This is a genomic window from Gryllotalpicola ginsengisoli DSM 22003 (genome assembly GCF_000419445.1).
Taxonomy (GTDB): Bacteria; Actinomycetota; Actinomycetes; order Actinomycetales; family Microbacteriaceae; genus Gryllotalpicola; species Gryllotalpicola ginsengisoli.
In genome coordinates, this window is the sequence record NZ_AULK01000006.1 from 78,369 (window position 1) to 92,089 (window position 13,721).

11 protein-coding genes are annotated in these 13,721 nt (G+C 70.8%); 3 read left to right on the plus strand and 8 right to left on the minus strand.

The genetic code is table 11. The features are described from left to right. Nucleotides 1-5: 5 nt before the first annotated feature. The 8 genes from H563_RS0111600 to H563_RS0111635 all read right to left on the minus strand — a co-directional run bounded on the left by H563_RS0111600 (nucleotide 6) and on the right by H563_RS0111635 (nucleotide 9,988). Nucleotides 6-1,100 (minus strand): Gfo/Idh/MocA family protein, encoded by a 1,095-nt coding sequence (locus tag H563_RS0111600; protein ID WP_022882772.1) that lies wholly within the window; start codon nucleotides 1,098-1,100, stop codon nucleotides 6-8. Beyond that, on the minus strand, nucleotides 1,093-1,923 hold the full coding sequence (locus H563_RS16395) for a ThuA domain-containing protein (protein ID WP_022882773.1): 831 nt from the start codon (nucleotides 1,921-1,923) through the stop codon (nucleotides 1,093-1,095). The genes H563_RS0111600 and H563_RS16395 overlap by 8 nt, the downstream gene beginning before the upstream one ends. Further along, entirely contained in the window at nucleotides 1,916-2,932 is a 1,017-nt protein-coding gene (locus tag H563_RS0111610; RefSeq protein ID WP_022882774.1) for a sugar phosphate isomerase/epimerase family protein, read from the minus strand. Before H563_RS0111610 ends, H563_RS16395 begins: the two co-directional genes overlap by 8 nt. Continuing rightward, nucleotides 2,929-4,086 carry a Gfo/Idh/MocA family protein gene (locus H563_RS0111615; protein ID WP_027479380.1) on the minus strand — a complete coding sequence of 386 codons (1,158 nt, stop codon included), beginning with the start codon at nucleotides 4,084-4,086 and terminating at the stop codon, nucleotides 2,929-2,931. Before H563_RS0111615 ends, H563_RS0111610 begins: the two co-directional genes overlap by 4 nt. Nucleotides 4,087-4,347: 261 nt before the next feature. Continuing rightward, nucleotides 4,348-6,792 (minus strand): beta-xylosidase/alpha-l-arabinosidase, encoded by a 2,445-nt coding sequence (locus H563_RS0111620; protein ID WP_022882776.1) that lies wholly within the window; start codon nucleotides 6,790-6,792, stop codon nucleotides 4,348-4,350. Beyond that, complete coding sequence (locus H563_RS0111625; RefSeq protein WP_022882777.1) at nucleotides 6,789-7,670, minus strand: carbohydrate ABC transporter permease; 882 nt, start codon at nucleotides 7,668-7,670, stop codon at nucleotides 6,789-6,791. The genes H563_RS0111620 and H563_RS0111625 overlap by 4 nt, the downstream gene beginning before the upstream one ends. Continuing rightward, on the minus strand, nucleotides 7,670-8,686 hold the full coding sequence (locus H563_RS0111630; protein ID WP_022882778.1) for a carbohydrate ABC transporter permease: 1,017 nt from the start codon (nucleotides 8,684-8,686) through the stop codon (nucleotides 7,670-7,672). Before H563_RS0111630 ends, H563_RS0111625 begins: the two co-directional genes overlap by 1 nt. Nucleotides 8,687-8,695: 9 nt before the next feature. After that, a complete protein-coding gene (locus H563_RS0111635) occupies nucleotides 8,696-9,988 on the minus strand; it encodes an ABC transporter substrate-binding protein (RefSeq protein ID WP_027479381.1) in 1,293 nt (430 codons plus the stop codon). A 148-nt stretch (nucleotides 9,989-10,136) separates the two neighbouring features. On the opposite strand from H563_RS0111635, the gene H563_RS0111640 reads away from it, so the two are divergent. From H563_RS0111640 to xylA, 3 genes are all read left to right on the plus strand, one after another. Beyond that, on the plus strand, nucleotides 10,137-11,165 hold the full coding sequence (locus tag H563_RS0111640) for a LacI family DNA-binding transcriptional regulator (protein ID WP_022882780.1): 1,029 nt from the start codon (nucleotides 10,137-10,139) through the stop codon (nucleotides 11,163-11,165). Between the two features lie 78 nt (nucleotides 11,166-11,243). Continuing rightward, entirely contained in the window at nucleotides 11,244-12,509 is a 1,266-nt protein-coding gene (locus H563_RS16400; protein ID WP_022882781.1) for an endo-1,4-beta-xylanase, read from the plus strand. Then, on the plus strand, nucleotides 12,506-13,696 hold the full coding sequence (xylA, locus tag H563_RS0111650) for a xylose isomerase (RefSeq protein WP_022882782.1): 1,191 nt from the start codon (nucleotides 12,506-12,508) through the stop codon (nucleotides 13,694-13,696). The genes H563_RS16400 and xylA overlap by 4 nt, the downstream gene beginning before the upstream one ends. The last annotated feature ends 25 nt before the right edge of the window (nucleotides 13,697-13,721 follow it).

Consider the following 13,721-nt stretch of genomic DNA (forward strand, 5'->3'; position numbering starts at 1 on the left):
CCCCGTCACGGCGTGTCGGCGAGCGGCACCGGGGCGGGGCGCGGCGCCGTGCTGGCGAGCGTCACCGTCGAGCGGGAGGCCGAGGCGGAGAGCACCGCCTCCATGATCTCCAGCACGTGGAACGCCAGCTCAGCCGAGGCGCGGTGCGGGGTGCCGGCCGCGATCGCCGCCGCCATGTCGGCCAGCCCGTACCCGCGGCCGGCGTCGCGGTAGCCCGCCGACTCGGGCACGGTGCGCCACGCTTCCGACCCCGCCGCGAACACCTCGACCGGGTCCGAGAAGCGGTTCGGGTCGGGCACCGCCAGCGTGCCCTCCGTGCCGTACAGCTCGAACAGCGGCGCGCGGGACGCCCACACCTCGAAGCTCACGGTGACCGTCGAGATCGCGCCGCCCTCGTGCTCAAGCAGGGCGGTGACGTGCGTGTCGACGTCGACGGGCAGCACGGTGCCGGCGAGGGGGCCCTTTCCGACGACCCGCTCGCGCCCCGAGCGCGAGGCGAGCCCCGACACCTTGACGACCGGCCCGAGCAGGGTCACGAGGCTGGTCAGGTAGTACGGCCCCATGTCGAACAGCGGGCCGCCGCCGGGCTGGTAGTAGAACCCGGGCGCCGGGTGCCAGCTCTCGTGGCCGGGCGACGACCAGTGCACGGATGCGCCGACCGGCTGCCCGATCACCCCGTCATCCACCAGCTTGCGGGCGGTCTGGATGCCGGTGCCGAGCACGGTGTCGGGCGCGCTGCCGACCCGCAGCCCGCCGGTCTGTGCGTCGAGCAGCGGCCGCGCCTCGGCCGTGGAGAGCCCGAGCGGCTTCTCTGCGAAGACGTGCTTGCCGGCCGCGAGTGCCCGCAGCCCGATCTCGACGTGGGCGGCCGGGATGGTCAGGTTGATCACCGCGTCGACGTCGTCGGAGGCGAGCAGCTCGTCGACCGTGCGCGCGTCGACGCCGTGCTCGGCGGCCACCGTGGCCGCCCGCGCCTGGTCGAGGTCGGCGACCGCCGTGAGCTTCAGCTTGGGCAGCTTCTCCAGGCTCGCGAAGTACTGGGCGCTGATGACGCCCACCCCGATCATGCCGACGCGGAAGGGGCGCTGCGGCTCAGGCATACGTCGCCCCCTTCGAGACGCCGCCACGCGGCTCCTCAGGGAACGCCTTCGAGACGCCGCCACGCGGCTCCTCAGGGGACGTGGCGCGCGCGGCCCAGAGCATGCCGCGCTCGATGATGGCGCGCACGTGCGGCTCCTGCACGATCTCGAGCCGGTGGCCCGGGGCCGAGACGAAGATGCGGCCCTTGCCCCACTGCCGGGTCCAGATCGCGGGCGAGGTGACCGGGCGGTTCCACGCATCCCACGGCCGCACCGCCTGGGTCGTGGTCGCCAGCACGTCGTTGTATTCGTCGGAGAGCACCCAGTACTGCTCGGTGACCAGGTCGAAGTCGCGGACGCCCTGCGTGATCGGATGCGTCTTGCCGAGCTCGGTGATGTGCACCGTGTACGGCAGGTAGTTGTCGGACTGCTCGCCCTTCCGCAGCTCGGGGGCGATGCCGGCGTGGTGGGCGAACTGGCCGCCGATCATGTGCAGGTAGTCGGCGTTGTCGCGGTACGAGTCGGCGATGCCGCCGTGCCATCCGGCCATGCCGGTGCCGTTCAGCACCGCGCGCTGCAGGCCCGCGAACTCGTCGCTGCCGATGGTGCTCATGGTGTTCACCTGCACGATCAGGTCGACCGTGTGCATGAACGTCTCGTCGGCGTAGATCGCGGTGCCCTCCTCGACGCGCACCTCGAAGCCGTGCTCGGTCAGGAACGGGATGAAGAACTCGGTCGTCTCGACCGGCTGGTGGCCGTCCCAGCCGCCGCGCACGATCAGGGCCTGGCGCGTGGGCTCGGTGGCGCCGGTGGGCACGGATGCCGGCGTCGTCGGCTCACTCATTCGGCTGCGCCTTCGTGCTGAAGGCCGCGTCGAAGGCCGCGGCGGGGGCGTCGAACGCGAAGCGGCGCACGAAGGCGAGCGCCTCCGGCGCGCCGACGAGGCGGTCCATGCCGGCGTCCTCCCACTCGACCGAGAGCGGGCCCTGGTAGTCGATGGCGTTGAGCATCCGGAAGGCGTCCTCCCACGGCACGTCGCCGTGCCCGGTGTTGATGAAGTCCCACCCGCGGCGCGGGTCGGCCCACGGCAGATGCGAGGAGAGCCGGCCGTTGCGGCCGTTCAGCCGGCGCTTCGTGTCCTTGCAGTGCACGTGGTAGATGCGGTCGCGGAAGTCCCAGAGGAAGCCGACCGGGTCGAGGTCCTGCCAGACCATGTGCGACGGGTCCCAGTTCAGGCCGAACGACTCGCGGTGGCCGATCGCCTCGAGGGTGCGCTGGGTCGTCCAGTAGTCGTAGGCGATCTCGCTGGGGTGCGGCTCGAGCGCGAACTTCACGCCGACCTCGTCGAAGACGTCCATGATCGGGTTCCACCGGTCGGCGAAGTCGCGGTAGCCGGCCTCGATCAGCTCCTCCGACACGGGCGGGAACATGGCGACGTACTTCCAGATCGACGAGCCGGTGAAGCCGGTGACGACCTTCGCCCCGAGGCGCGCCGCGGTGCGGGCCGTGTTCTTCAGCTCTTCGGCGGCGCGCTGCCGCACCCCCTCGGGGTCGCCGTCGCCCCACACCGTGTCGGGCAGCATGTCGCGGTGCCGCTGGTCGATCGGGTCGTCGCAGACCGCCTGCCCCTTCAGGTGGTTCGAGATCGCGTAGACCTTCAGCCCGTTCTTCTCGAGAACGGCGAGCTTCTCCGCGATGTAGTCGTCGTCGGTGGCGCCGCGGTTCGGGTCGAGGTGGTCACCCCACGCGGCGATCTCGAGGCCGTCGTAGCCCCACTCGCCCGCGAGCCGGGCCACCTCCTCGAAGGGCAGATCGGCCCACTGGCCGGTGAACAGGGTGACGGGCCTCGTCATGCGCGTGTCTCCTCGGTGACGGTGATCCAGGTGGAGTCTGCGGCGGCCGAGCGTTCGACGGCGTCGAGCACGCGCTGCACGTGCAGCCCCTCGTCGAAGCCCGGCTCGGGGTCGCGGCCGGCGGCGATGTCGTTCAGCAGGTCGACGACCTGATGCGAGAACGGATGCTCGTAGCCCAGCCCGTGCCCGGTCGGCCACCAGGCGGCGGCGTACGGGTGCTCGGGCTCGGTGACGAGGATGCGCCGGAAGCCCTGCTCGCCCGCGGCATCCGTGCCGTCGTAGAACTCGAGCTCGTTCATCCGCTCGAGGTCGAAGACCACCGCCCCGCGCGAGCCGAAGATCTCGAGCTTGAGCCCGTTCTTGCGCCCGGTCGCGTATCGGGTGGCCTCGAAGCTCGCGACGGCGCCGTCCGAGAGCTGCCCGGTGAACCAGGCCGCGTCGTCGACGGTGACGGTGCCGCGCTCGCTCGACGCGGTGCCCGACAGGCCGACGGTCTCGGCCAGCAGCGGCCGCTCGGTGACGAAGGTGCGCAGGTAGCCGGACACCTTCTCGACCCGCTGCCCCGTGATGAACTGAGTCGCGTCGACCGCGTGGGCGCCGATGTCGCCGAGCGCGCCCGAGCCGGCGAGCTTCTTGTCCAGCCGCCAGGTCATGGGGCCGTTCTCGTCGACGAGCCAGTCCTGCAGGTACGCGGCGCGGATCTGCCGCACCTCGCCGATGCGGCCGTCGCGCACGAGGTCGCGGGCGAGGCTCAGCGCGGGAACGCGGCGGTACGAGAACCCGACCATGGCACGGATGCCCCGGGCGGCCGCCGCCCTGGCCGCATCCGCCATCGCCTCCGCCTCGGCCACAGTGTTGGCGAGCGGCTTCTCGCACAGCACGTGCTTGCCGGCCTCGAGGGCGGCGATCGCGACCTCGGCGTGGCTGTCGCCGGGCGAGCAGATGTCGACGAGGTCGATGTCGTCGCGGGCGACGACCTCGCGCCAGTCAGTCGCCGCCTCGGCCCAGCCGTACTTCTCGGCGGCGGCGCGGGTCTTCTCGGCGTTGCGGCCGACGACGACCGTCATCTCGGGGGCGAACGGCAGGTCGAAGAACCGGGGGGCGACGCGCCAGGCCTGGCTGTGGGCGGCGCCCATGAAGCCGTAGCCGATCATCGCGACGCGCAGGGGCTGTGCTATCACGAGGACTCCTTCGTCTCTCATCCGAACGTATCGCACCCGTGCGCAGCACGGGCACCCTCGGCCTCACCCGGCGCCGTCTGCGCAGAACTCCGGTGATTTCAGCCGCCACGCACCGGCGGGGCCCGGGATTCCGCGGGTGCGGATCAGAGCGAAGCCGAAATCACCGGAGTTCTGAACGCGTCAGGGGTGTTCTGAAGGCGGGAGGTGCGGGCAGCTCACGAGAGCTGCCCGCGCTCAGCCGGCGACCGACTCGGCCGGCTCGGCCTCGCGCACCTGCGCCGTCACGAGACGCGGGTCGGCCGACGTCACCTCGTACACAGGCCCGGTGAGTGCCACGATCGCGCGCGGCGTCGTCGATCCGGGCAGTTCCCGGCGGGCCGCGCGCTTGTCGCTGACGATCGCGCCGCCGGTGCTCTCCGTCGTGTCGGCCGCCTGCGTCATGCCGGCGTGCGAGGCGACCCACACCTCGACGTCGCCGGGCTCGACCACCTTGCGCATCCGCCGGTCGCTGAACGCGAAACGCGTGGCCGGCACGGTGAACTCGACCCGCTTCGACTCGCCGGCGGCGAGCTCGACGCGCTGGTAGCCGAGCAGCTGCACGACCGGCCGGGTGATGCTCGCGTGCACGTCGTGCCCGTAGAGCTGCACGACGTCGGCGCCGGCGACCTCGCCCGTGTTGGTCACGGTGACCGCCGCGGTGAACGCGCCGCCGGTGGCGGCCTCCGAGTCGACCGCGAGGTCGGAGTAGGCGAATCCGGCGTAGCCCAGGCCGAAGCCGAACGGGCGCAGCGGCGTCGAGTCGGTCGAGGTCACGTCGCTCGGGCCCCCGAGGATCGGGTGCAGGTAGCTGTACGGCTGCGCACCGGCCCCTCGGGGCAGCGACACGGGCAGTCGGCCGGACGGGTTCACCCGGCCGGTGAGCACGTCGGCGATCGCGAGCCCGCCGCCCTCGCCCGGGAAGAACGCCTGCAGCACCGCAGCCGGCGCTGAACGACCGATCCCCGAGGCATCGAGCGCCCACCCGATCGCGTACGGCCGCCCGGTCAGCAGCACCATCACGGTGGGGGTCCCGGTCGCGACGACGGCCTCGACGAGCGCGCGCTGCACGCCGGGCAGCTCGAGCGACTCGGCGTCGTTGCCCTCGCCGACCGTGCCGCGGCCGAACAGTCCGGCCTGGTCCCCGACGACCACGATGGCGACATCGGATGCCGCGGCGGCGGCCGCAGCATCCGCGATGCCCGACGTGTCGTCGCCCTCGACCGTGCACCCTTCGGCGTAGACGAGCTCGGGCTGCGGCATGCCCGCCGCCTCGAACGCCCCGCCCAGCGCCTCGTACACGGTGGGGATCTCGAAGCCGAGCGGCACGCCGGGGTGGTGCGCCAGCACGTGGTTCGCGAAGGAGTAGCAGCCCTGCAGCGCCTCGGCCCGGTGCGCGTTCGGCCCGATCACGGCCACCTTGCCGGGCGAGGCGAGCGGCAGCACGCCGTCGTTGGCCAGCAGCACGACCGACTCCTCGGCCAGGCGCCGCGCCAGCTCGCGGTGGTGCGGCGAGTCGAGGTCGATCTCGGTCGGCGGCTCGTCCTCGTAGGCGTCGGGCTCGAGCAGGCCGAGCTCCTCCTTCTGCCGCAGCACGCGCAGCACGGCGCGGTCGACGTACGCCTCGTCGAACTCGCCCGAGCGGATGCGCTCGGCCAGCGGCTCGAGGTACGCGTCGCCCGTGGGCAGCTCGACGTCGATGCCGGCCTCGAGGGCGAGCGCGGCGGCCTCGCCGCGGTCGGCGGCGACGGCGTGCATGACCTCGAGGAACGCGACCGCGAAGTAGTCGGCGACCACGACGCCGTCGAAGCCGAGCCGCTCGCGCAGCACCCCGGTCAGGTACTCGGTGTTGGCGGCCATCGGCACGCCGTCGAGGTCGACGTAGGCGTTCATGACCGACTTGGCGCCGCCCTCGGCGATGGCCATCTCGAACGGCGGCAGGAACACGTCGGCGATCTCGCGGGGGCCGGCGTACACGGGCGCGTGGTTGCGGCCGGCGCGGGAGCGGGAGTAGGCGAGGAAGTGCTTCAGGGTGGCGTGGATGCCGGCGTCCTGCAGCCCGCGCACATAGGCGCTGCCGACGGTGCCGACGAGGTAGGGGTCTTCGCCGATGCACTCGTCGACGCGGCCCCAGCGCGGGTCGCTGATCACGTCGAGCACGGGCGCGAGGCCCTGGTGCACGCCGAGCTGCCGCATCGAGTCGCCGATGGCGCGGCCGATCTGCTCGACCAGCTCCGGGTCGAACGCGGCGCCCCAGGCCAGGGGCGTCGGGAAGGTCGCGGCCTGCCAGGCGGCCAGCCCGGTCAGGCACTCCTCGTGCACGAGCGCGGGGATGCCGAGGCGGGTCTCGCGCTTCAGCCGGCGCTGCTCGTTCCACAGCCAGGCGGCCCGCTCGGCCGGCTCGACCGGGCGGGTGCCGTACACGCGGGTGTAGTGGCCGAGGCCGTGCCGGGTGACCTCGGAGAGCGCATCCGAGCCCTTCTGGCCCGCGGCCATCTCGCTCTGCATCGGCGCGACGACGCCGTTCTGGTCGAGCCAGTAGCCGACCAGCTGGGCGAGCTTCTCCTCCAGCGTCATCTGCGCGAGCAGCTCGCGCACCCGCTCGGAGGCGCGGGCGAACTCCTGGTCCGCGACGCCGCTCATCCCTTCACCGCTCCGGTCAGGCCGCCGACGATCCGCCGCTCGAAGAGCGAGAAGAAGATCAGGGCGGGCAGCATCGACAGCGAGGTGAAGGCGAGCACCTTGGCGGTGTCGACCGAGTACTGCGAGGAGAACGCCTGCACGCCGAGCGGCAGGGTGAACGTGGACTGGTCGTTCAGGATGAACAGCGGCAGCAGGTAGCTGTTCCAGCTGGCGACGAAGGCGAGGATGCCGACCGTCACGACGCCGGGCAGCGACAGCGGGATCACCATGCGCCAGAAGAAGCCGAGACGGCTGGCGCCGTCGATCGACGCGGCCTCCTCGATCTCCTCCGGGATCGCCTTGAGGAACGGCACCAGGATGATGACGGTCGTCGGCAGGGAGAAGGCGATCTGCGGCACGATGACGCCGGCCAGGCTGTTCATCATGCCGAGGTCCTTCACCAGGATGTACAGCGGCGTGATCGCCACGGTCATCGGGAACATCAGGCCCGCGGCGAACAGGGAGTACAGCGCGCCCTTGCCCGCGAAGTCGTAGCGGGCCAGCACGAAGCTCACCATGACGCCGAGCACGACGACGCCGATGGTGGTCGCGAGGGAGACCACGGTGGAGTTCGCGAACTCGCCCCAGAAGGTGGCCGACTTCAGCACGTCGAGGTAGTTGCCGAACTCCCACGGGCTGGGGAAGGCGGCCGGATGCTTGGTGATCTGCGAGTTGGTGCGGAATCCGCCGAGCACGATGTAGACGACGGGGGCGAGGCAGATCGCGATGAACACCAGCGCGATGAAGTAGGTCAGCGGGTTGCCCCAGCTCACCTCGCGGCTGCGGCGCGGCTTGACCGGCTTGCCGCCGGGGGCCGCTTCGACGGCGATTGCGGACATCACTTGCGTCCTTCCGTGACGGCGCCCTGCATGTCGCGGCGCAGAACGAAACGCTGATAGATCAGCGCGATGATCAGCGAGATGAGGAACATCACGACGGCGACGGCGTTGCCGTAGCCGTAGTTGCCGGCGCCGCGGCCCTCCTGCACCATGTAGGTCGCCATCGTCGAGGTGCCCGCGGTGGACGCCACGTACTGGCCCCAGATGATGTAGACGAGGTCGAACAGCTGCAGCGATCCGATGATCGACAGGAACGCCCAGATGCGGATGGTGGGGCCGAGCAGCGGCAGGGTGATGCGGCGCTGGATCTGCCAGTAGGAGGCGCCGTCGATGGCGGCCGCCTCGAACAGCTCCTCGGGGATCGACTGCAGGCCGGCCAGCATGAGGATGACCGCGAAGCCGATGTACTTCCACGAGATGATGCCCATCAGGGTCCACAGCGCGATGTGCGGATCGGACAGCCAGCTGGCCTTGAGCGCGCCGAGGCCGATGTGCTGCAGCAGGTCGTTGACCGCGCCGCTGTCCTGCAGCATCAGGCTCCAGCCCGTGCCGACGATGACCTCGGAGATGACGTAGGGGACGAAGATCAGCACGCGGATGACCGAGCGTCCGCGGATCTTCTGGTTCAGCAGCAGGGCGAGCGCGACAGCGATCGGGCCCTGGATGATCAGGGACAGCACCACGATGAAGAGGTTGTGGTACAGCACCTGGTGGAACTGCGGGTCGGCCAGGATCAGCTTGTAGTTGGTCAGGCCGATGAAGTCGGTGGGGGCTCCGTATCCCTTCCAGCGGAAAAAGCCGTAGTACGCGGCCAGGATGACCGGGAAGATCACGAAGGCCAGGAAGACGATGACCGCGGGACCCGCCAGCAGGAGGATCTCGAGCCGCAGGCGCGCCCGGCCGGCCCGGCGCCGGGCCGGCCGCGGCGAGGCCGGGGACGCGGTCCGCGCATCCCCGGCCTCGGACGTGCCCTGCAGCGTCCGGCCGGCGTGGTCGGTGCTCAGGGTTTCGCTCATGATGCTCTATCAGCCCTTCGCTGCGGCGTCGTTCGCGGCCTTGACGATGTCCTTCGCGGTGCCCTTGCCCGCGAGCAGGTTGACGACCGCGGTGTTCATCGCGTTGCCGACGTTGGAGCCGTACAGGGTGTCGAGGTACTGCGACACGAAGCCGGCCTTATTGAAGGCGTCGAGCGCCGACTTGTTGTACGACGCAGTCACGACCTCCTGCGCATCCTTGTTCACCGGGATCGAGTCGAACGCCTTGGCGTAGGCCTCCTGCTCGTCCTTGGTGAGCAGGAACTCGAGGAAGTCGGTGGCCTGCTTCGGCGCGTCCTTCGACAGGGAGTAGCCGTCGATGCCGCCGAGCAGCGCCGTCGGGTCGCCCTGGCCGCCGTCGATGGTCGGGAATGGGAACCAGCCGAGGTCGGACAGCGGCTTCTGGTCGGGGGTCAGCGACGCGATCACGCCCGGGTCCCAGCCGCCCATGAGCTCCATGGCCGCCTTGTGGTTGGCCAGCAGGCCGGCGGAGGAGCCGGCGCCCTGCTGGGCCGGGGTGGTGAGGAATCCGTCGTTGAACGGCTTGGTCTTGATGAAGTCGGCCACGTCCTGACCGGCCTTCGTCCAGCAGGAGTCGTCGAACTTGAGGTCCTTCGCGGTCGACTGCATGGTGTCGGCGCTGCACTCGCGCAGGGCGAAGTTGTAGTACCAGTGCGCCGCGGGCCAGGCGTCCTTGGCGCCGACGGCGACCGGCGCGATGCCGGCGTCCTTCAGCTTCTGGATGTCGGCCTCGAGCTCGTCCAGGGTGGTCGGCGTCTGCGTGATGCCGGCCTTCTTGAACAGGTCCTTGCTGTAGTAGATGCCCTCGGGCAGGAAGTCGAGCGGCACGGCGTAGACCTTGCCGTCGATGGACTCGCCCTCGAGGGCGGCGTCGCCGGCGTTGGCCTTGGCGGTGTCGGACAGCTTGATCTCCTGCAGCTGGCCGGCGTCGACCATGTCCTGCATCTTGCCGCCGCCGCGCTGCAGGAAGATGTCGGGCGCCGAGCCGGAGTTCAGTGCCGTCTGCAGCTTGCCGTCGAGGTCCTCGTTCTGCACCGACTGGATGTCGATGGTCACGTTGGGGTGGTCGGCCTCGTAGCTCTTGGCCGCGTCCTTGAAGAACTTCAGCCCCGGGCCCGTGGTGGAGTTGGTCCAGAGGCTCAGGGTGACTTTGCCACCATCCGAACCGCCGGCGTCGTTGCTGCTGGGGGCGCAGCCCGCAGCTGCGAGCGCGATCCCCGCGCCGAGCGCGAGCACTGCCGCGCCGCGCAATTTCCTCGTCATCGTGGAAACTCCTTGGTCGTCATTGACGGGTATGGCAGGTGCCTGCCGACAGGAACCCTGTCACGCCGCCGACCGGGTTGTCAAACGATATCGATAACGTTTTAGTCGCGCACCCCCAGGGGCGCCGCATTCCGGTACGGTTGCCGTCATGGGGACCGACGCCGACCTCTCCGCGCCCACCGCGCGCTCGACCATCACCGACGTCGCCCGCGCGGCCGGAGTCTCGGTCGCCACCGTGTCCAAGGTCATCAACGGCCGCGACGGCGTCGCCCCGGCCACCTTCCAGAAGGTGATGCGCGTCGTCTCCGAGCTCGGCTACGAGACCTCGCTGGTGGCCAGCAGCCTGCGCCGGCGCCGCACCGGCGTCATCGGCATCCTGGTCGCCGAGTTCGAGCCGTACTCCTCCGAGCTGCTGAAGGGCATCTCCGCAGCGGCCCACGGCACGGGCTACGAGCTGCTGGCCTACTCCGGGCCGCTCGCGGCCGAGCCGCCCGCCGGCTGGGAGCGCCGCTCGCTCTCCCGACTGGCCGGCACCCTCGTCGACGGCGCGATCGTGGTGACCCCGACGGTGCTGATGCCCGACACCTCGATCCCGGTGGTCGCCATCGACCCGCACACCGGCCGCGGCGGGCCCAGCACGATCGACTCCGACAACGTCGCCGGCTCGCACCTGGCCATGCGCCACCTGCTCGAGCTCGGCCACCGCCGCATCGCGCACATCAGCGGCCGCGGCGACCTCGAATCCTCGCACCTGCGCGAGCGCGGCTACCGCGAGGCGCTCGAGCAGGCCGGCCTCCCCTTCGACCCGGACCTCGTGCGCGACGGCGAGTACCGCAGGCAGGAGGCCGCCGCAGCGGCCCGCGAGCTGCTCGCCCGCCCCGATCGGCCCACCGCGGTCTTCGCGGCCAACGACCTGTCGGCCTTCGGCGTGATCGAGGTCGCCCACGAGCTCGGCCTGCGCGTGCCCGAGGACCTGTCGGTGATCGGCTTCGACGACATCCCCGACGCCTCGCGCTCGACCCCGCGGCTGACGACGGTCGCCCAGCCGCTCGGCGAGATGGGCGCCGAGGCGCTGCGCATGCTGCTCGCCCTGCTCGACGGCAACGAGGCGGAGCGGCACATCCGCCTCGACGCCTCGCTCGTGGTGCGCGACAGCACCGCGCCGGCGCCCGCCTGAGCCCCGCGCCCCTTCCGGACCGGACCCGCGGCTGATAAGTTCCGAACCGCAACAATTCCCCGAGCGAGGTCGACGACGATGCACCACGTTTCCGGCGCCCCTGCGGCGCCCGCGCACCGACTCGGCGAAGCCGTCATCACGGTCACGGATGCCTCGGGCCGCCCGCTCCCCGACACCGACGTCGCCGTCCGCCAGACGAGCCACGCCTTCACCTTCGGCAACATCGGCTTCGACTTCATCGGCCCGGCGAACGGCGAGGACGCCGACGGGTCGGGCGAGCGCCTCGCCGGGCTCTACGGCGAGCTGTTCAACACGGCGACCCTGCCGTTCTACTGGGGCCGCTTCGAGCCCGAGCGCGGCCGGCCCGACACGGAGCGGCTGCGGCGCACGGCCGAGTGGCTTCGGGCACGCGGCATCCGTCTCAAAGGCCACCCGCTGGTCTGGCACACCGTGCAGCCGGAGTGGCTGCTGGGTCTGCCGCTCGAGGAGGTCGAGCGGCTGCTGCGCGCGCGCATCCGCCGCGAGGTCGAGGGATTCGCCGGACTGATCGACACCTGGGACGCGATCAACGAGGTCGTGATCATGCCCGTGTTCGACAACGGCGAGAACGCGATCACGCCGCTGGCCCGGGCGAAGGGGCGCATCCCGATGATCCGCCTGGCCTTCGAGGAGGCCCGGGCCGCGAACCCGAGCGCGACGCTGCTGCTGAACGACTTCGACCTCTCCAGCGCCTACGAATGCCTCATCGAAGGCGTGCTCGAGGCGGGCATCCGCATCGACGCGATCGGGCTGCAGACGCACATGCACCAGGGCTACTGGGGCGAAGAGGTGATGCTCGCCATGGTCGAGCGCTTCGCCCGCTACGGCCTGCCGCTGCACCTCACCGAGACCTCGCTCGTCTCCGGCCACCTGATGCCGCCCGAGATCGTGGACCTGAACGACTACCGGGTCGACGAGTGGCCGTCCACGCCCGAGGGCGAGGCGCGGCAGGCGGAGGAGATCGTGCGGCACTACCGCTCGCTCGTCTCGCACCCGGCCGTCGAGGCGATCACCTACTGGGGGCTGACGGATGCCGGGGCCTGGCTCGGCGCCCCGATCGGCCTCGTGCGCGCCGACGGCTCCCCCAAGCCGTCGTACTCGGCGCTGCACGCCCTGATCAAGGGCGAGTGGTGGCTCGACGAGACGGTCGTCCGTACGGACGCGGACGGCCGGATCGCCGTGCGCGGCTTCGCCGGCGGCTACGAGGCGCGCTCGGGCGACGCATCCGTTCGTTTTGATATAAGTTTGTTGAACCAACAAAATCCCATCCGCCTCATCAAGGAAGCTGAAGGACTACCACGATGACTGTCACCCCCACCAAGGCCGACCGCTTCTCGTTCGGTCTCTGGACCGTCGGCTACACCGGCAACGACCCGTTCGGCGGCCCGACCCGCCCCGCCCTCGACGTCGTGCACGTCGTCGAGAAGCTGAACGAGCTCGGCGCCTACGGCCTGACCTTCCACGACGACGACCTGTTCGCCTTCGGCTCCACCGAGGCCGAGCGCCAGAAGCAGATCGACCGCCTGAAGCAGGCGCTCGCCGACACCGGCCTGATCGTGCCGATGGTCACCACCAACCTCTTCTCGGCCCCCGTCTTCAAGGACGGCGGCTTCACCTCCAACGACCGCCAGGTGCGCCGCTTCGCGCTGCGCAAGGTGATCCGCCAGCTCGAGCTCGGCGTCGAGCTCGGCGCCAAGACCTTCGTCATGTGGGGCGGCCGCGAGGGTGCCGAGTACGACTCGGCCAAGGACATCCAGGCCGCGCTCGAGCGCTACCGCGAGGCCGTGAACCTGCTCGCGCAGTACGTCACCGACAAGGGCTACGACATCAAGTTCGCCATCGAGCCGAAGCCGAACGAGCCGCGCGGCGACATCCTGCTGCCGACCGTGGGCCACGCGCTCGCCTTCATCGACTCGCTCGAGAAGCCCGAGCTGTTCGGCCTCAACCCCGAGGTCGGCCACGAGACCATGGCGGGCCTCAACTTCGCCGCCGGCATCGCCCAGGCGCTGTACCACGGCAAGCTCTTCCACATCGACCTGAACGGGCAGCGCTCGATCAAGTACGACCAGGACCTGGTCTTCGGCCACGGCGACCTGCACAACGCCTTCGCGCTCGTCGACCTGCTCGAGCACGGCGGCCCCGCCGGCGGCCCGGCCTACGAGGGTCCGCGCCACTTCGACTACAAGCCGAGCCGCACCGAGGACGAGGACGGCATCTGGGAGTCGGCCAAGGCCAACATGGCCAACTACCTGCTGCTCAAGGAGCGCGCCGACGCCTTCCGCGCCGACCCCGAGGTGCAGGAGGCGCTCGAGGCCGCGAAGGTCGCCGAGCTGTCCGTGCCGACGCTGGGCGAGGGCGAGAGCTACGAGCAGCTGCTGGCCGACACCTCGGCGTACGAGGAGTTCGACGCCGACGCGTACTTCGGCGGCAAGGGCTTCGGCTTCGTTCGCCTGCAGCAGCTGGCCACCGAGCACCTCATGGGCGCGCGCTGAACCCCGTTGGTTGAGTAGCCCGCGC

What these genes read in the sequence shown, in the direction of transcription:
- H563_RS16395 (WP_022882773.1), bottom strand. Translation starts at nt 1,923, where the DNA reads ATGAGTGAGCCGACGACGCCGGCATCCGTGCCCACCGGCGCCACCGAG.
- H563_RS0111600 (WP_022882772.1), bottom strand. Translation starts at nt 1,100, where the DNA reads ATGCCTGAGCCGCAGCGCCCCTTCCGCGTCGGCATGATCGGGGTGGGC.
- H563_RS0111615 (WP_027479380.1), bottom strand. Translation starts at nt 4,086, where the DNA reads ATGATCGGCTACGGCTTCATGGGCGCCGCCCACAGCCAGGCCTGGCGC.
- xylA (WP_022882782.1), top strand. Translation starts at nt 12,506, where the DNA reads ATGACTGTCACCCCCACCAAGGCCGACCGCTTCTCGTTCGGTCTCTGG.
- H563_RS0111630 (WP_022882778.1), bottom strand. Translation starts at nt 8,686, where the DNA reads ATGAGCGAAACCCTGAGCACCGACCACGCCGGCCGGACGCTGCAGGGC.
- H563_RS0111635 (WP_027479381.1), bottom strand. Translation starts at nt 9,988, where the DNA reads ATGACGAGGAAATTGCGCGGCGCGGCAGTGCTCGCGCTCGGCGCGGGG.
- H563_RS0111610 (WP_022882774.1), bottom strand. Translation starts at nt 2,932, where the DNA reads ATGACGAGGCCCGTCACCCTGTTCACCGGCCAGTGGGCCGATCTGCCC.
- H563_RS0111640 (WP_022882780.1), top strand. Translation starts at nt 10,137, where the DNA reads ATGGGGACCGACGCCGACCTCTCCGCGCCCACCGCGCGCTCGACCATC.
- H563_RS0111625 (WP_022882777.1), bottom strand. Translation starts at nt 7,670, where the DNA reads ATGTCCGCAATCGCCGTCGAAGCGGCCCCCGGCGGCAAGCCGGTCAAG.
- H563_RS0111620 (WP_022882776.1), bottom strand. Translation starts at nt 6,792, where the DNA reads ATGAGCGGCGTCGCGGACCAGGAGTTCGCCCGCGCCTCCGAGCGGGTG.
- H563_RS16400 (WP_022882781.1), top strand. Translation starts at nt 11,244, where the DNA reads ATGCACCACGTTTCCGGCGCCCCTGCGGCGCCCGCGCACCGACTCGGC.